Below are 16,411 nucleotides of genomic sequence, written 5' to 3'. Positions count from 1 at the left end.
ACCGGCAACCGCCGGCCTCTCAAATGAGGCCCATGCTTTCTTCTGACATTTCGCCCAAATTATCTTCCGGGCCGAACAGCATCTCGTTGTGCGCCTTGCCGGAAGGAATCATCGGGAAGCAATTCTCCGCCGGATCCACGCGAACGTCCACGATGACCGGCCCGTCCACGGCCAACATTTCCTGAATGACCCGGTCAACCTCTTCCGGCTTCGTCACGCGCAAGCCTGTCGCGCCAAAGGATTCCGCCAGTTTCACAAAATCCGGCAGTGCGGCCGAATAGCTTTCGGAATAACGCCCGCCGTGCAGCAATTCCTGCCATTGACGAACCATTCCCATATATTCGTTGTTGATGATGAAGACCTTCACCGGCAACCGATGCTGAGCGACCGTCGACATCTCCTGAATATTCATCAGGATGGACGCCTCGCCGGCAATATCGATGACGAGCGCATCCGGATGGGCCACCTGGACCCCGACGGCGGCCGGCAAGCCATAGCCCATCGTTCCGAGCCCGCCGGACGTCATCCAGTGGTACGGTTTTTCAAACTTGTAGAACTGGGCCGCCCACATCTGGTGCTGGCCGACTTCCGTCGTGATATAGGCGCCTCGGTCCTTCGTCAGCTCGTATAGCCGCTGAATGGCGTATTGCGGCTTGATCAGCGGGCCGGACTGCTGATAACGAAAGGAATCCCTCGCCCGCCACGCGTCAATCTGCGCCCACCATTTCTTCAGGGCTTTCTTGTCCGGCCTGTCTTGCGCCGCCTTCCAGAGCTTGATCATGTCCTCCAAAACATGCGCAACGTCCCCAACGATGGCGATATCGACCGGAACGTTCTTGTTGATGGAAGACGGATCGATGTCGACATGGATCTTCTTCGAGCCCGGCGAAAACGCATCCAGGCGGCCCGTTACACGGTCGTCGAAGCGGGCCCCGATATTGACCATGACGTCGCAGCCATGCATCGCCCAGTTCGATTCGCAGGTGCCATGCATGCCGACCATGCCAAGAAACTGCGGGTGCGAAGCCGCGAGGCCACCGAGCCCCATGAGCGTGCTCGTGCATGGAAAACCCGTCATCTCGACGAACTGCGTCAAAAGCTGACACGCCGCCAGGCCGGAATTGACGACACCGCCACCGTAATAGATGAGGGGGCATTTCGCCGAACCCATCAGCTCCACCGCTGCGCGGATCGCAGCCGTGTCGCCCTTTATCCGCGGCTTGTACGTTTTGTGTTCGACGTTCCGCGCGCCGTAATAGGTGCCATGCGCCATCAGAATATCTTTGGGCAAGTCGACCACAACCGGCCCTGGACGCCCGCTTCTTGCGATGTAAAAGGCTTCATGGATGGTACGCGCAAGCCGATCCACATCGCGCACGAGGTAATTGTGTTTCGTGCACTGCCGGGTGATGCCCGTCGTATCCGCTTCCTGAAAGGCGTCGCTGCCGATGAGATGGGTCGGCACCTGGCCGGTCAAGCAAACGACGGGCACGCTGTCCATCAGGGCGTCCGTCAGCCCGGTGACCGCGTTCGTGGCGCCGGGGCCGGACGTCACCAGGACGACACCGACCTTGCCGGTCGAACGCGCATAGCCCTCCGCCGCGTGCACCGCGGCCTGTTCATGGCGGACAAGGATGTGCTTGAGCTCCTTCTGTTGAAAGAGCGCGTCATAAATCGGCAGCACGGCCCCGCCCGGGTAGCCGAATATGACCTCAACCCCCTGATTTACCAGGGCTTTAAGGACAATCTCCGATCCCAGCATCCGATCTTGATTCATCCCGCGTCCTCTCGGGCGCAAACGAAGCGTGGTTTGCGGTTTGGAAGGGGCCGGAATCCCCCGAATTCTCCGAATAAGGGGCACAACCTAGTCGGTCAGCCTACCGTGGTCAATCGAAAGTGACGAATAAACGAAAAGATTTCGTTATCTAAACTTTCCGAATATTGCTCATGAAGCCAGTGCCCTTCCGCCATCCGATGGCGGAACCAAGTAAGTTGGCGCTTCGCATAGCGCCGGGTGGCCTGCTGGGCTTGAGCGGTGACCTCCTCGAGGGTCGCCTCCCCCCGGAGGTGGCGGAGCAGTTCCCGAACACCGACCGCCTTCATCAGGGGAAGTCCCGGATCGAACCCGGCGAGCGCTGCGGCCTCGGCCAGCGCGCCGGCCTTGAGCATGTCAAGAAAGCGCCCGTCACAGGCCGCATAGAGGGCTGCCCTGGGCGGGGCCAGGAGAATGGGGAGAAGCTTGACCGTCGCCCCCCCGCCCCCTTCGGCTTGCCAGTCAGCTAGCGAACGGCCGGTCGCCTCAAGCACTTCCCAAGCCCGAAGAAGCCGCTGGCGATCGCCAGGCTTGAGACGCGCCGCCATGACCGGATCGCGCGTCTGAAGCTCCCCATGAAGCCCGGCGTTTCCAAGCCGACGCAGGCGGTCGGCAGCTTCCATCCGCACTTCCGGCGGGATCGCCGGGATCGGCGCCAGGCCGGAAGCAAGCGCCTGCAAGTAAAGGCCGGTACCGCCAACCAAGATGGGAAGCTTGCCCGCCTTTCTTGCCTCTCCCAATTCCTCGAGCGCCATTTTTCGCCACAAGGCGGCGGAGGCCGGTGTGGCGGCCGGCAGAACGCCATAAAGACGATGGGGGGCGCGAGTAAGCACCGCCGCATCGGGCCTGGCCGTCAAAATGCGAAGCTCGCGGTATAGCTGCATGCTGTCCGCGTTGATGACGACGCCATCAAAGACTTCGGCAAGCTTCAGGGCGAGCGCCGATTTGCCGCTTGCGGTCGGCCCGCAGATGGCTAGAACACGTTCCGTCATACCGTTCGACCCGTCGTTTGGGCGAAGGACACGTTCCGGAATCACGATAGCATATGCGAGACCAGACCGTCGGCGAGCTTCGGTTCGAACCACGTGGATTTTGGAGGCATGACCTGCCCGGCGTCGGCCACGGCCATCATGTCGTCGAGGCGAGTTGGGCAGAGCGAAAAGGCAACCTTCATCGAACCCGAATCGACACGCTCGGCAAGCGCCTGCAGCCCCCGAATGCCGCCTACGAAATCGATCCGCTTGTCCCGACGGGGATCCTGAACGCCGAGTATCGGCGCGATCAAGTGGTCGGCCAACAGGCTGACGTCGAGCCTGGCGACGGGGTCGGTCTCCGGCACGAGGGCTGGACGAATGGCAAGCCGGTACCATTTTCCTTCGAGGTACATGCCGAACGCGTGGGGGTGGGCGGGCCTCACGGGGCCGTTGTTTTCCGAAACGGTGAACGCCTTGCCCACGCGCGCGAGAAAGGTTTCCGCCGTCAGTCCGTTCAAATCCTGCACGACCCGGTTGTAATCGAGCACCTGCATCGCGTCAGACGGGAAGGCGACCGCCAGGAAATACTCATACGGTTCCTCGCTGGTCGGACTTGGATTCGCAACGCGCCGTGTCGCCGCTACCCGCGAAGCGGCGGCCGACCGGTGATGGCCATCGGCGATGTAAAGCGCCGGCATCGCCTCAAAGGCTTCCGAGATGCCCGCGATATACGCCGGATCGCGCACTACCCAAAAGGCGTGGCCGATTCCATCATCGGCCACCAGATCATATTCCGGTGCCGTTTGCGTCACGCCGGAAACCATGGCCGTCAACGCCGGTGACGGCCGGTGGGTCAGCAAAACCGGTCCGGTCTGGGCGTCCAACGCCTCGATCTGCCGAACGCGGTCATCCTCTTTCTCGGGGCGCGTGAATTCATGACGACGGATACGCCCTGCGTCATAGGCCGCAACGGAAGCGGCAAGCGCAATGCCCGTCTGCACGTGGGTGCCCATGCGCAGGCGGTACACGTAGTAATAGGGCGCCGGGTCGCCGCGCAGAATACCGCCCCCCACCATCGCTTTCAGATTTGCCTTTGCCTTCGCATACACCTCGGGGGCATAGGCGTTCGTTTCCGGCGGCAAGTCGATTTCCGCTTTCGAGACGTGAAGGAAGCTCCACGGGCGATTTTTCGCTCGGCGCCTTGCCTCTTCGCTTGAAAGCACGTCGTAAGGGGGCGCCAGCACATCGGCGGCGTGCGCAGGCAAGGGCCGAAGACCGGCAAAAGGCGTTACCAGCGACATGCCAAACCGTCCCCCCCATCCCTTTCCAAGCAAGAAATTCCCGGCCGCGAGCAAGAAACGCGGCCGGGGAAAAAACAAAACGGGAATTATTCTTCCTCTATCCGAAGCGTAATAAACAGCGGTTGATCGCCGCCCCGCACGATCTGCAAAAGAAGGAACTTCTGGCCAGCCTTCCGGGCCTTCTTCACCTTTTCCAGCACGTCCTTCGGGGAGCCGACTGCTTCATGGTCCTGTCCGACAAGAACGATGACATCACCAGGTCGCACCCCTTTTTCCGCCGCGGCGCTGGCCTCATTCACGTCCACGATGACGACGCCTTTCGCGTTAGCCGGAAGGTTGAACCGGCGACGGGTTTCGGCGTTGACGGAGGCAAGCGAAAGCCCGAGCACTTTCTCGCTGGCTATTACCTCGCCAGGCTCTTCCAAAGAAGGTTCGCCCGACATCTCGACGACATCGGTCTCTTCCATAAGACCGATCTCGACTTTCTCCGTCTGTTTCTTGCCTTTCCGCCAAATCTCGACGTTGATCTTCTCGCCGACGGGCGTTTCCGCAACGACACGAGAAAGCCGTTGAACCTTGTCGATTTCCGCCTCACCGAAACGAAGGATGACATCGCCCGGCTGTAGTTTTGCCTTTTCGGCCGGGCTGCCTTCGACAACGCTGGCAACCATCGCACCGCGCGGGCGGCCCATGCCGAGGCTTTCCGCAATTTCCGGCGTAACCTCCTGAATACGGACGCCGAGCCACCCGCGACGCGTGTGGCCGAATTTCCCCAGCTGATCAAGGACGGGTTTGGCCAAAGCCGCGGGGATGGCGAAACCGATGCCGATGTTGCCGCCGGTTGGAGAAAAAATCGCCGCATTAATGCCAATGACCTGTCCCAACATGTTGAACATCGGGCCACCGGAATTGCCGCGATTGATAGGCGCATCGGTTTGAATGAAATCGTCATAGGGACCAGCCTGGATCACCCGCGCGCGGGCCGAGATGATGCCCGCCGTCACCGAACTGCCCAAACCGAAAGGGTTGCCGATGGCGATGATCCAGTCGCCGACCTTGGCCGTGTCCGAATCGCCCCAACGCGTAGCCGGGAGCGGCTTCTTCGTATCGACCTTGAGAAGCGCTAAATCCGTTTTTGGATCGCGACCAACAATTTTTGCTTTCAGGTTCGTATCGTCGTGCAGGATGACGGTGATCTCGTCCGCATCGGCAATAACGTGGTTGTTCGTCACAATGTAGCCATCCGGGCTTATGATAAAGCCCGAGCCCAAGGAAGTTGCCTTACGGGGCGCGCGGTTTTGTGGCGTGAATTCGCGAAAAAATTCCTCAAACGGCGAACCTGGAGGAAACTGCGGCATTTCCTCTGCTTGGCGTTTGATGATCTGAGTCGTCGAGATATTGACAACCGTCGGCACCAGATCCTTCGCCAACTCGGAAAACCCATCCGGCCCTTGCTTGGCCTGGGCCGAGGCAACGCTCAAAAAGCCTGCCACAACTAAAAACAATAAAAGGAATGGCCGCCGACAGCTCATAAAAAACGCATTTTCGAAACTTGGGTTACGCGGCTTAATCGCCGGGGATTTGCGAAGCCTCATTAGGGTCTCCTCTTACCTTTCCTTTAGCCTTTGATTCGTGCTGCAAGGGTAAGCCCCTGAAGCAGCCCTCCGGAAATGTCGGATTCGCCGACACGCACATCGGCGCCCTAAGAGCCTTGTGTTTAAGACCGTTCCGCATGCCTTCGGATGGAACCCTCGATAGATTTAGCGCCCGCCGCAGAAAGTCAAGCACCCGTCCGCCAGCGTCCGATCACAAGATCGGGAGCGGGGCAAGGCAACCGGTCGCCGCTTCTACTTTACCTCGATTTTTTTCCACTCAACTCTTTGAAAAAACGGAAAAAAGAACTGTCCGGCGAAAGCACCAGCGTCGTGTTGTCGCCCTGCAAAGCCAGACGATAAGCTTGCAAGGATCGATAGAAAATAAAGAAATCCGGGGCCTTGCCGAAGGCGTCGGCGTAAAGCTGAACGGATTGAGCATCGCCTGCCCCGCGCAGGATTTGCGCCTGTTTCCGCGATTCGGCCAAGAGCACGATGCGATCGCGGTCGGCACGGGAGCGGATTCGCTGGCCGATTTCCGCACCTTGGGCACGGAATTCCTTCGCTTCGCGTTCGCGTTCGCTTTTCATCCGGGCGTAGATGGCTTGGTTGTTCTCGGCGGGCAGATCGGCGCGGCGAATGCGCACGTCCATCACACGGATGCCGAAACGCTGCGCTTCGGCGTCCACCTGATCGCGGATTTCCTGCCGGATGGTCATGCGCTGTTCGGTGAGGACGGCGCTCAACGGCACACTGCCAATCACCCGCCTTAGGCTTGCGCTCATCTGCGAATTCAGCCGGGCGCGGGCACCTATTTCGTTTGCCACCGTCTGGTAGAACTGCAACGGGTCCACGATTCGCCAGCGCGCGAAGCTATCCACCACCATGCGCTTCTGATCGGCGGCAATAACCTCTTCCGCGGCGTGCGGAAAATCCAGCAACCGATTGTCGTAGTAGGTGACGTCCTGAATGAAGGGGATTTTGAACTTCAAGCCCGGGCTTGTAATCACCCGCTTCGGCTCGCCGAACTGAAGCACGATCGCCTGCTGGGTCTGGTGCACCGTGAAGAACGCGTTCAACGCCACGACGGCGGCGGCGAGAATGCCACCGGCAATCCAAAGGGGGGCATTCCGCCTCATGGCTTTTTCTCCTCCTCGGCTTGTTTTTTGGCCTGTTTCTTCACTTCCGGCAACGGCAGGTAGGGAACAACCCCCGAACCGCCCCCGATGTTCGAATCCACGATAATCTTTTCGACGTTTTGGAGAATTCCTTCCATCGTTTCCAAATACAGCCGTTGCTCCGTGACCTGTTCCGCCTTTCGGTACTCGTTATAGACGGCGAGAAACCGGCTCGCATCCCCTTCGGCGCGGGCGACGACTTCTTGCTTATAGGCTTCAGCCTCTTGAATGTTCCGTTCCGCTTCGCCACGCGCTCTCGGAAGAATGTCGTTCCGGTATGCCTCGGCTTCGTTTCGTTGCCGTTCGAGATCGGCGCGGGCACGCTGAACGTCCCGGAAGCCATCAATGACTTCCGCGGGGGGATCCACTTTTTGGAGCTGAACCTGCGTAATCTCGATGCCGGAATCGTAGGAATCCAGAATCGTCTGCAGAAGCGCGTGCGTTTCCCGTTCGATCTTTTGACGCCCTTCCGCGAAAGCCTGGGCGATGGGGGTCTGTCCGATGATTTCGCGCATGGCGCTCTCGGAAGCGGCTTTTATCGTCTCGGCTGGGCTTCGAACGTTGAAAAGAAACTTTCCAGCATCGTTGATAAGCCAAAAAGTTGTGAAGTTGACGCTGACGATGTTCTCGTCGCCTGTCAGCATCAGGCTTTCTTCCGGTACGTCTCGCAAGGCGCCGCCGCTGCCGAGATCGGAAACCGAGTGGAAACCAATCTCGACCCGGTTCACCCGCGTTATCTTCGGCGTCTCAACCCGCTCGATCGGATAGGGAAGATGGTAGTGCAGCCCAGGCGGGCGCGTCGGCTGGACCCATGCGCCGAACCGGAGAACGATACCCTGCTCGTCCGGCAGCACCCTGTAAAACCCGCTGGCCAGCCAAATCGCGAACAAAACGAGGAGGGCAAGCAGAAATCCCCGCGCGCCGCCTCCCGGAAAGAGGCTTCGGAAACGGTCTTTTCCCTGACGCAGCAGATCCTCGATATTCGGCGGCTGCGGGCCATCCGGCCCGCGGCCCCAAGGACCGCCGCGACCTCCATTCTTCCCCTGACTGGTCCAAGGCATATGACGTTTCTCCGCGGTCTTTGGCAGGTTCCGCCTTTCCAAGGCGTTCTCTTGGTCTTATATGACGGCCTGGGCTGCCGCGCAACATGGGCCCCTAAATAACCTTACAGCGGATAATGCCGTTTCTTGTGAGAAACTCCTCCGCAAGCGAAACGGAAAGCCAGACGACATGGCAGCGACGAATCAGCAGGCAATCCTAGATACCCTTCGGACAATCGCCGATCCGGCCAGCGGGAAGGATATTGTGACGAGCGGGCTTGTGACGAACGTCGTCAACAAGGATGGCAACGTCGCCATCGTCATCGAAATTCCCGCGAATCGCGCTAAGGAAATGGAGGCGACCCGAAAAGCCGCCGAGGAAGCCGTGCAAAGCATGGCTGGCGTCGTCTCGACGACCGTCGTCCTGACCGCCGAGGCGGCCGGCCAAGAAAGCGCGCACCCGCCGGCAACCCCGAAACCAAGCGGCCCGCAGCCGGTGCCAGGCGTGCGAACCTTGCTTGCGGTTGCCTCCGGCAAGGGCGGCGTCGGCAAATCGACGACCGCCGTCAATCTGGCGCTGGCGTTCGCGGCGAACGGTCTTCGCGTCGGCATCCTGGACACGGACGTGTTCGGGCCTTCGGTCCCGCGCATGATGGGGATCACCGGCAAGCCGGATTCCGCGGATGGCACCTCGATCACGCCGCTAAAGAATCACGGGGTTGTGTGCATGTCCGTCGGTTTCCTGGTTGACCCGGATTCGCCCGTTATCTGGCGCGGACCGATCGTCATGCGGGCGGTCGAGCAGATGCTGCGCCAGGTGCGGTGGGGAGAGCTCGATGTGCTTGTGCTGGATTTGCCGCCGGGGACGGGGGATGTCCAGCTTACCCTTTCGCAAAGCGCACCGCTTACCGGCGCCATCATCGTCTCGACACCGCAGGATCTTGCCTTGCTGGACACCCGGCGGGGCCTCAACATGTTCCGCGAGGTGCACGTGCCGGTCCTCGGCATCCTGGAGAACATGAGTTACTTCATTTGCCCCCACTGCGGCGACCGCGCTTCAATTTTCGGCCATGGCGGCGCACGCGAGGAAGCGAAGCGGCTGGGAGTCGATTTCCTGGGTGAAATTCCCCTTGCGGTTGCGATCCGCACGCGGGCGGACGAAGGCCTTCCCATCACGGTGGCGGAGCCCGACGGCGAACACGCCAAGGCCTATCGGACGATTGCGGAACGGTTGTGGAAAAAACTTGCGGCGCAAGCGGCCGACCGGCCGGCGCTTCGCTTGAACTAGGCTAACCCCTCTGCGTTCCAGCGTTGTCTTCCAGGAGCGCCATCAGTTCGCGCCATTCGCGAGCGCTCAGGCTGGTTTCTTCCTGGAAGAGCTTTTCCCCCGCCACCATGCGGCGAACGACGCGAAGCGCCTCGGCCGATAACTGAGCGCCACCCATCCGGTATTCCAGAAAGGCCGCGTGCGCCATCGGGACCCAACGCTTAAGCGTGTCGAGCAGAGCGTCGGCATAGGCCCGGATTTCGTACTGGGCATGCGGATCCGCGCGCAGGGATACGAAGTGCATCAAATTATGCAGGTCGATCTTCCAGTACCACTGCGTGTAGAGGTTCAGGGGAAGGTTCATGCGGGCCAGCTCGCGGGCAAGCCCGGCACGATTCGGGTCAAGAGCGTTTCCCTCTTCATCCGCGTTTAGCATCTCCCGGTAGTGCGTATATGCTTGCTCCGAATCCTCGCGCAGCAGCCTGAGAACGTGGGCCGCCTCCTCGCCTTTCAGGACGTCTCCCCGCCCCTGGCGATTGCCCGAGGACTGCGCACCGAGCTGCTCCGGCGCCGGTATGTAGAATTCCCGATCCAGAATGGAGTACCGGGCGGAGTATTCGTTCACGTTTGCCGTCCGGTGCCGGATCCATTGTCGGGCAACAAAAATTGGCAATTTCACATGGTATTTGATTTCGCACATCTCAAACGGCGTCGTGTGCCGGTGACGCATCAGGTAGCTGATCAACCCATGGTCTTCCCGAAGCTTCCGGGTGCCTTTGCCGTATGACACGCGGGCCGCCTGAACGATGGCGCCGTCGTCCCCCATGTAGTCGACGACGCGAACGAAGCCGTGATCCAGGACGGGGATCGGCTGATAAAGGATTTCTTCGAGGGCGGGTACAGTTGCTCGGCAAGTGGTCCGCTGATCCGCACGAAGGTCTTCGATTTCCTGAAGCTGTTCAGGAGTAAGGCGCATTCGATGCTCCATGCGATCGATCGGGCGGGCACTTTAGCGCGCGCCCCCGCCCAGCGCCAGCCTGCTCCTAAATGCGGAATCCGCTTCTCGGCCGGCCTTTTCATATCCCTCCGAAGCACCTATATTAGCAGTGTCGGATTTCCGACTATGGCGATAAACGTTAAGTGGAATAAACGTAGCGGACCCGGGGGCAGTGCCCGGCGCCTCCACCAAGTTACCCGATGCCTTTTGTGGGGGGCGAACCAGGATCGACGCGCGTGGTAAAGGCTTAACTTTTGCCCGGTATGATACCGCCGTTATCGGGTCGATTTACAAGTGCCAATGACAACAATCGTTATGCACTCGCTGCTTAAGACCTAAGCAAGCGCGGTCCGGGGGGCACCGGGCAACAGAAGCCCCCCACATTTTTAGGGTGCCAGGATCCAAGGTCACGCCATGATGAGCCCGCTGGATTACGATCAATTGTTCGAGGAAGCGCTTTATGGCGTAATCCGAACGGTCTTGCAGCGTATTGCCGAAGAGGGCCTGCCTGGAGAACACCATTTTTACATCTCGTTCCGAACCGGCGCGTCCGGCGTTGTTGTCCCGGACCACCTGCGCACCCGATACCCCGACGAGATGACGATCGTCCTCCAGCATCAGTTCTGGGGGCTAAAAGTCGGGGAAGATTCTTTCGAGGTCACCTTGAGTTTCAACGACGCCCAGGAGCAAGTGCGTGTGCCCTTTGCGGCCATCACGAGCTTTGTGGACCCATCCCTACGCTTCGGTCTGCAATTTCGAGGCGGAAAGGATCGGTCCGCGCCGATGGCGCCCGCGCGGCAGAAAAAGAAATCCAACTCGTCTTCGCAACCTGCCGTCGCCCCTGACAAAAATCGCGGCGCGGAAACCGCCCCGCAAGCGGAGGGAGATAGAACGGCGGACGTGATCCCGCTGGATACTTTCCGCAGAAAATAGGAATGCAAAGTGACGGGCCACTTCGTCGAGCACGTCCTTGACTTGCTAAATCCTCTGGGGCCGCTTGGTCGGCGGCGAATGTTTGGAGGCCATTGTCTTTACCTGGATGGAATCCCCTTTGCGATTGTTTTTGACGACACGCTTTACCTCAAGGTCGACGATTCAAATCTGACGGATTTTCAGGCCCATGGAGTTCACGATTCGATCCGCGCCTTCGAGAAGAACCGAAGCCTGACTATTTCTTACTATGAAGTTCCCCCTGATATCCTGGAGGATCGGGAAGAACTCCACAGTTGGGCGCGCAAGGCCTTCGAGGTCGCGTTGCGCGCGCAGACAAAAAAGAGGACAAGAATAGGGACGCCTACGAAACGATGAAACCAACGGAGGTTCCTATGCCGGATCGGATTCGCAAGCGATCCGTGATCGTATCGGGCCATCGCACCAGCGTTTCGCTTGAGGGAATATTCTGGGGGGCCATGGCCGAGATCGCCACAGAGCGCGGCCTCTCAATCAACCAGCTTGTCACCGAAATCGACCGCGAGAATCCGAACAACTTGTCGAGCGCGATCCGCGTTTACGTCCTGCAAACGTTTCGGGAGCGCCTATCCCGCTCGGTCTTGCGGGAACCTTCCTAAAGCCCAAGGCCTTTGAAAATATCCTGAATGACCTTTTCCGGTTTCGGCGGAGGCGGAGATTCTTTACCACCTTCCGTTCCGGCCGGCGGTTGGTCAGCTGGTGCTTCCTGTCGCTTCAACGGCAACACCTTCTTCAACAGACTGCCAATTCCCTTTTGAACGAGGTAGCTCTGGAACTGTTTCGTGTCGAAACGGCGACGGGGGTTGTCCGGCGGGCCATCGAGCAGCATGGCAAAAACCGGCGCATCCGGGTGAGCGGCGAGACGGAAATCGGCTTTCATATCCATGTTCCAGGCCGGCAAATCGACCTTTCCGGTGAGGAGCGCGGCGCCGGATTGCGCCTGCATCCGGACGTCCTCCATCTTCGCTATCCCGTTCGCAATACGGACCTTGCCGCGCAAGTCCTGAAAACGCGTTTCGCCCCCTGAAAGGGCCGTATCGAGAAGGCCCAGAAAGGCATCCACATTATTCAAATTGTTGAGCCGCGCGCTGACGGCATCGAGATCAAAGCCTCTTACAACACCGTTTTGAACGACGACGTTCGCCACGCCGTTCAGGCCGGAAACGAACTCATACGTGCTTTTCCCGGCCGTCTTGAGATCAAGGTCAAAATTGAGATTGCCTTCGCCCAGGTCAAGGCCGGAAGAAGCAAAGAGGGCTTTCCGTATATTCGCGTTTCGCACCGCGAGGGTGCCCCCGGCCGACGCCGGGTTTCCATCCGCAACCCGCGCCACCAGATTGAACGCGCCGTCGAACAAGTTGCCCGACAGTTTGTGAAGTTCGAGAACGCCGTCTTTCAGAACGATCCGCAACTCGGGCCGGTCGATACGAAGATTGTCGTAAAGAAGTGCTGTCGCCGTGAGCCCGATTTCGGCATCCGCAAGCCGCAGGGCGGAAAGGTCAAGCGGTTCCTTTGACCAACGCTCGCCCCCGGCCGGGGAGGCCGCCTTGCCTTGCCCCTTGCCCGGCCCTTTGGCGGCGGCAGGCTGGGAGGCAGCTTCGGCCGGCAAGAAGCGGTGCACCGGGATTTCGCTGGCTTCGAATTTCGCTGTGATGGCGGGACGTGACCCATCAAGTTTCGCGCCCGCATTGCCGTTCAATGTCACCGGCCCGACCCGGCCGGCAAGATTCACAAGGTCAAACGCAGCGGACGTCCCCTTTAGTTGGGTCTGCAGGCTTAGTTCACCCAATTTCGACTTCGGCTTGTAACCGCCAAGTGTTTCCAGAAGCGCGGCGAGGTCAGGATGCTCGGCGACGATTCGCAGGTTGAAAGCCGGCGAATCAGGCAGGCCACCGATCTCGCCCTTCGCCCGAACGGACCCCTTGGCGGCGTCCAGCTTGGCGTCCAGGTCAAAACGATCGAGGCCGCCATGCAGTTGCGCCTTTACGGTTGTCTCTCCCAGCTTGCCCAGTTGGGCCAGCGGCTCATCGCCAGTAAGAAGAAAGAGCCGCCCGATGTCGTTTGAACGCAGGTCGAATTGCGCGTCAAATTTTGGGGTCTTCGTCAATGCGCTTGCCGTGCCGGAAGCTTGCAGGCGAGTGCCGACGAGATCCTGAACGCTGGCCTCCCGCACCGTAAGGGCACCGCTCGCAAGTGTGCCAACCAGCCGGACACCGGAGATGGGTTGTTTCCGAAAAACGAGGCGGTCGAGCGTCAAGCTTAGGTCAACGTCGAAACTATCCAAGGCATCCAGAGCCGCAGCATCGTTTTTTACTGCCTTGCCGGCGGGGGCGGATGGTTTCGAGGCCGCAGGCTTGGAAGAAGGCGGGGCTGGCGGCAAAAGATAGGAATCAAGATTGAGCCCGGTCACGGCCACTTCCGCCCGCAGGGACGGGCGCGCGGCAAAGTCCGCCGCAACCGTCCCGGTCAAGCGGGATTCATCGAGCTTGAAATCCACCGACTTTGCCGTTGCCTTTTCCGGCGAGGCAACAAGCTTTGCCGCCAGCGACGTTTTCCGCGCGCGATTCGTCGGCACGTTTGCGATATCAACCCGAAGCCAGCTCAGCAGGCTTCGCAGGTTATCTGAACGGAAATCGAGATCGCCTTCGAAACGCGGCTTTCCTTCCACAGCGGATAGAAACCCGAAAAGGGAAAAGTTCGTCTCGCCCGGCAGCTGGGCCGTGGCCTGGTTGAGCATAAGCTCGCCGTCTGCAAGCGAGGCGTTAACACGGCTTTGCCGTATTTCCCCTCCCTGAAAGACGATCGAATCGGCGGCAAGGTTAAGGGTGACGTTGAGGTCTTGCGGCAGCGCGAAATTCGCTTGCACCTCGGCCGGCCCGCCGCTTGCCGCGGCCGGGCCTTTCGTTCCGCCTTTTTCTTTTTCTTGTTTCGTATTTTCCGACAGCATCGCCAACCAATCGTCGAAATCGATCTTCGGAATCTGAAGATTCGCCTCGACGTCGGCGATCTCGCCAAGATTCACCTTCGCGCTGCCGGTGGCGGTGGTTTTACCGAAGCCAAGCGCGATTTCCCGAAGCTCAACTCCCGTGGATGAACCGATGATCGACGATTCATAGGACAGTTCCTGGGTCAGAAACCGGGGCGGTGGCGCTTTTTCTTCGCCGTCGCCAAACCCCCCGATCAGGGTGGCGACGTTCTTGCTTTTTATCGCCAATGTCCCGGTCAGAACCCCGGTCGGATTGGGGGCGGAGAGGGTTCCGGAAAATTTAAGGGCGGACGCCGCCTCCGTGAGGGTAACCTCCAGATTGATAGGCGTGCCGGGCCCCTCGACGAAGCGACCCGTGCCGAAAGTAAAAGCAACCGGCATGCCCCGCGCAAGGAGATTCCCCTTCACCCGGAACGGACCGACCAAGGATTCGGCGCGGATATCGGCATTGATTCGCTCGAGGCGCTCGCGCGTTCCCGCCTTTGCATCCCGATAGACAAGCGTTCCGTTCTCAATGGCAAAGCGATCAATCTGAACGGCCGGTCCGGCGCCGCCCGGTTTTGCGTTCGTTTTTTCTTCCGATGCGGCGGCTTCCTTCTCCACCGCGGGGGTGAATTCCCAGTTTCCCTTGCCATCTGGAAGCCGCTCAAGCTCGATGACCGGGTCCACCAGCGAGAGGCTGTCAACCTCGACGCGGCCCATGAAAAGAGGAAGAAGCGCAACCCGCACGCGAAGCGCGGAAAGCTGCACCATGTCGGGAGAGGATGCCCCCTCGGCGTTGGCAAATTTTATTTTGGAAACGGATAAAGCCGGCGCCGGAAGGATCGTAAGACGGATGTCGCCCTCGATCGTAAGGGCGCGGCCCGTTGCCGAACGCGCCTGCTCTTCGATCACGCCTTTGTATTTGTTCGCATCAACGAAGCTTGGAACAATCAGGGCAAAAAGAATGAGGAGAGCCAGAAATCCGGCAACGACATAACCCACCGTTTTATGGTTTTTCTTTCTCATTCCGCGCGAAATCTCACTTGCATGGAAAGACGACCCGATTTTTGGCCCAACCCTCGAACCCGGAGAACCGACGGAAGGCGTTTGCCCCCCACTCCGCCGATCACCGGTCCGGCCGGCTGGGGGCGGCTAGCGTTTCTTCAACGATACGGCAGATTTCCTGAAGCGTAAAAGGCTTTGAAACGACCTGGTGAATGAGGGCATCGAGGTTATGGGCGCGCTGCCTCTCCGCCGCGTAGCCGGTCATCAGCACGACCTTCACTTCGGGATTCTCCTTTGCGACCTTAAGGGCAAGGGCAATACCGTCCATCCCCGGCATCAGAATATCCGTAAGCAGCAAATCAAAAGGTTCCGCCATCAAGCGATCAAGGGCAAGCAGGCCATTCTCGACGGCGGTGACTTCGTGACCGCCATGCGTCAAGGCGCGAGCAACGAACTGCCGAACGGATTCTTCATCTTCGGCTATGAGAACGCGAGCCATTTTTCCAATTACCGCGATAAGCTCAGGAAAGAGAAGAACGAAACCACGAAGGATTTTCTCAATCGTGTTCCGCGAAACGAATAGCCACGGTCTCTGCCGACGCGGGGGGGCTTTCAACGCGCGTTTCAAAGAGCATGGCTTCGCCCGGAAGGAGACGCGCTTCCGTTGCGGTAAACTCCCATTCGTAAACGGCCTCTTCGCCGGAACCGTGAAGCGCACCGGAAAGAACCGGCACCGACAGCACGTCTTTGGATACGTTCATTACTTCGCCTTTTATGACGAGCCGCCGGCTGTTCCCCTCGAACACGTGTTCCGAGGTTACGTTGCGAATCTCCAGCCCGGCACCGACGGCCTCCGGCGCGAGGCCGACAAGCATGTAAAGCCGTTCGATCGGCGGCCAAGCCGCGATGACTTGCTGACGGGCGAGAAGGCCAATGGCGACGGTGCCCAGAACGAAGAGCGCCAGCGTCGCCCAGCCCAGGAAATTCCGCCCGCCGGCCTGGACTTTTCGAACGCTTGGCAGATTCGAGCCCTTGGGAATCGGCCACGGTTCGGCGAGAATCGGGTCCACCCGCTGCGGCGCCATTGCGGGCGGCTCCTGGTACCAGCTATGGCCGCACTTGGCACAACGCACGCGCCGGCCATCCAGGCCAAGCTGTGTGTGGTCAATCAAATAACGCGTGGAACAGGCGCTGCAGCTGAGAATCATCCACCGATCGCCCAAGGAGGAACCGACTGATTTTATAGGCAGAGGCGCCTTTGAAAGGCAAGGCGGGAGCGCAAGGCTGGACGCGGTTAAGCGCTCTAT

General features: G+C 59.7%; 14 protein-coding genes. 4 read left to right on the top strand and 10 right to left on the bottom strand.

Features of this window, described 5'->3' with window-relative positions; all coding sequences use genetic code 11:
• Window positions 1–19: 19 nt before the first annotated feature.
• The 6 genes from AB1781_06510 to hflK form a co-directional block, all read right to left on the bottom strand.
• Entirely contained in the window at window positions 20–1,777 is a 1,758-nt protein-coding gene (locus AB1781_06510; GenBank protein ID MEW5704225.1) for an acetolactate synthase 3 large subunit, read from the bottom strand.
• A gap of 95 nt (window positions 1,778–1,872) precedes the next feature.
• On the bottom strand, window positions 1,873–2,805 hold the full coding sequence (miaA, locus tag AB1781_06505) for a tRNA (adenosine(37)-N6)-dimethylallyltransferase MiaA (protein ID MEW5704224.1): 933 nt from the start codon (window positions 2,803–2,805) through the stop codon (window positions 1,873–1,875).
• 41 nt (window positions 2,806–2,846) lie between these two features.
• The gene (locus AB1781_06500) at window positions 2,847–4,088 is read right to left on the bottom strand and encodes a DUF1015 family protein (GenBank protein MEW5704223.1); all 1,242 of its coding nucleotides are present in this window, start codon (window positions 4,086–4,088) and stop codon (window positions 2,847–2,849) included.
• A gap of 86 nt (window positions 4,089–4,174) precedes the next feature.
• Window positions 4,175–5,569 (bottom strand): DegQ family serine endoprotease, encoded by a 1,395-nt coding sequence (locus AB1781_06495; GenBank protein ID MEW5704222.1) that lies wholly within the window; start codon window positions 5,567–5,569, stop codon window positions 4,175–4,177.
• A 371-nt stretch (window positions 5,570–5,940) separates the two neighbouring features.
• Window positions 5,941–6,819, bottom strand: coding sequence for a protease modulator HflC (locus AB1781_06490; GenBank protein ID MEW5704221.1), 879 nt, complete (start codon window positions 6,817–6,819; stop codon window positions 5,941–5,943).
• The gene (hflK, locus tag AB1781_06485; GenBank protein MEW5704220.1) at window positions 6,816–7,919 is read right to left on the bottom strand and encodes an FtsH protease activity modulator HflK; all 1,104 of its coding nucleotides are present in this window, start codon (window positions 7,917–7,919) and stop codon (window positions 6,816–6,818) included. The genes AB1781_06490 and hflK overlap by 4 nt, the downstream gene beginning before the upstream one ends.
• A 169-nt stretch (window positions 7,920–8,088) precedes the next feature.
• Between hflK and AB1781_06480 the strand changes: the two genes are divergently transcribed.
• The gene (locus AB1781_06480; protein MEW5704219.1) at window positions 8,089–9,186 is read left to right on the top strand and encodes an Mrp/NBP35 family ATP-binding protein; all 1,098 of its coding nucleotides are present in this window, start codon (window positions 8,089–8,091) and stop codon (window positions 9,184–9,186) included.
• A 1-nt stretch (window position 9,187) separates the two neighbouring features.
• On the opposite strand, the gene thyX is transcribed toward AB1781_06480, so the two are convergent.
• A complete protein-coding gene (gene thyX, locus AB1781_06475; protein MEW5704218.1) occupies window positions 9,188–10,141 on the bottom strand; it encodes an FAD-dependent thymidylate synthase in 954 nt (317 codons plus the stop codon).
• 435 nt (window positions 10,142–10,576) lie between these two features.
• Between thyX and AB1781_06470 the strand changes: the two genes are divergently transcribed.
• Genes AB1781_06470 through AB1781_06460 form a run of 3 tightly spaced genes read left to right on the top strand, consistent with a single transcriptional unit; the run spans window position 10,577 to window position 11,730 of the window.
• Window positions 10,577–11,095 carry a ClpXP protease specificity-enhancing factor SspB gene (locus AB1781_06470; protein MEW5704217.1) on the top strand — a complete coding sequence of 173 codons (519 nt, stop codon included), beginning with the start codon at window positions 10,577–10,579 and terminating at the stop codon, window positions 11,093–11,095.
• 9 nt (window positions 11,096–11,104) lie between these two features.
• Window positions 11,105–11,470, top strand: a complete 366-nt coding sequence (locus AB1781_06465; GenBank protein MEW5704216.1) for a TfoX/Sxy family protein — start codon at window positions 11,105–11,107, stop codon at window positions 11,468–11,470.
• 17 nt (window positions 11,471–11,487) lie between these two features.
• Window positions 11,488–11,730, top strand: a complete 243-nt coding sequence (locus AB1781_06460) for a ribbon-helix-helix domain-containing protein (GenBank protein MEW5704215.1) — start codon at window positions 11,488–11,490, stop codon at window positions 11,728–11,730.
• Here the strand turns inward: AB1781_06460 and AB1781_06455 are convergent.
• From AB1781_06455 to AB1781_06445, 3 genes are all read right to left on the bottom strand, one after another.
• Window positions 11,727–15,125, bottom strand: a complete 3,399-nt coding sequence (locus tag AB1781_06455) for an AsmA family protein (GenBank protein ID MEW5704214.1) — start codon at window positions 15,123–15,125, stop codon at window positions 11,727–11,729. The genes AB1781_06460 and AB1781_06455 overlap by 4 nt on opposite strands.
• 100 nt (window positions 15,126–15,225) lie before the next feature.
• A complete protein-coding gene (locus AB1781_06450) occupies window positions 15,226–15,603 on the bottom strand; it encodes a response regulator (protein ID MEW5704213.1) in 378 nt (125 codons plus the stop codon).
• Window positions 15,604–15,661: 58 nt separating this feature from the next.
• Window positions 15,662–16,312, bottom strand: a complete 651-nt coding sequence (locus AB1781_06445; GenBank protein ID MEW5704212.1) for an MJ0042-type zinc finger domain-containing protein — start codon at window positions 16,310–16,312, stop codon at window positions 15,662–15,664.
• Window positions 16,313–16,411 lie beyond the last annotated feature (99 nt).

The sequence above is a fragment of the Pseudomonadota bacterium genome (assembly GCA_040752895.1).
Classification (GTDB): domain Bacteria; phylum Pseudomonadota; class Alphaproteobacteria.
The sequence above is the reverse complement of the archived record's forward strand: the minus strand, read 5'-3'. Positions and strand labels throughout refer to the sequence as shown.

Bases quoted from the DNA above. Each gene is read 5' to 3' on its own strand.
- AB1781_06480 (MEW5704219.1), top strand. From the start codon at position 8,089: ATGGCAGCGACGAATCAGCAGGCAATCCTAGATACCCTTCGGACAATC.
- thyX (MEW5704218.1), bottom strand. From the start codon at position 10,141: ATGCGCCTTACTCCTGAACAGCTTCAGGAAATCGAAGACCTTCGTGCG.
- AB1781_06445 (MEW5704212.1), bottom strand. From the start codon at position 16,312: ATGATTCTCAGCTGCAGCGCCTGTTCCACGCGTTATTTGATTGACCAC.
- AB1781_06470 (MEW5704217.1), top strand. From the start codon at position 10,577: ATGATGAGCCCGCTGGATTACGATCAATTGTTCGAGGAAGCGCTTTAT.
- hflK (MEW5704220.1), bottom strand. From the start codon at position 7,919: ATGCCTTGGACCAGTCAGGGGAAGAATGGAGGTCGCGGCGGTCCTTGG.
- AB1781_06450 (MEW5704213.1), bottom strand. From the start codon at position 15,603: ATGGCTCGCGTTCTCATAGCCGAAGATGAAGAATCCGTTCGGCAGTTC.
- AB1781_06460 (MEW5704215.1), top strand. From the start codon at position 11,488: ATGCCGGATCGGATTCGCAAGCGATCCGTGATCGTATCGGGCCATCGC.
- AB1781_06510 (MEW5704225.1), bottom strand. From the start codon at position 1,777: ATGAATCAAGATCGGATGCTGGGATCGGAGATTGTCCTTAAAGCCCTG.
- AB1781_06455 (MEW5704214.1), bottom strand. From the start codon at position 15,125: ATGAGAAAGAAAAACCATAAAACGGTGGGTTATGTCGTTGCCGGATTT.
- AB1781_06490 (MEW5704221.1), bottom strand. From the start codon at position 6,819: ATGAGGCGGAATGCCCCCCTTTGGATTGCCGGTGGCATTCTCGCCGCC.
- miaA (MEW5704224.1), bottom strand. From the start codon at position 2,805: ATGACGGAACGTGTTCTAGCCATCTGCGGGCCGACCGCAAGCGGCAAA.
- AB1781_06500 (MEW5704223.1), bottom strand. From the start codon at position 4,088: ATGTCGCTGGTAACGCCTTTTGCCGGTCTTCGGCCCTTGCCTGCGCAC.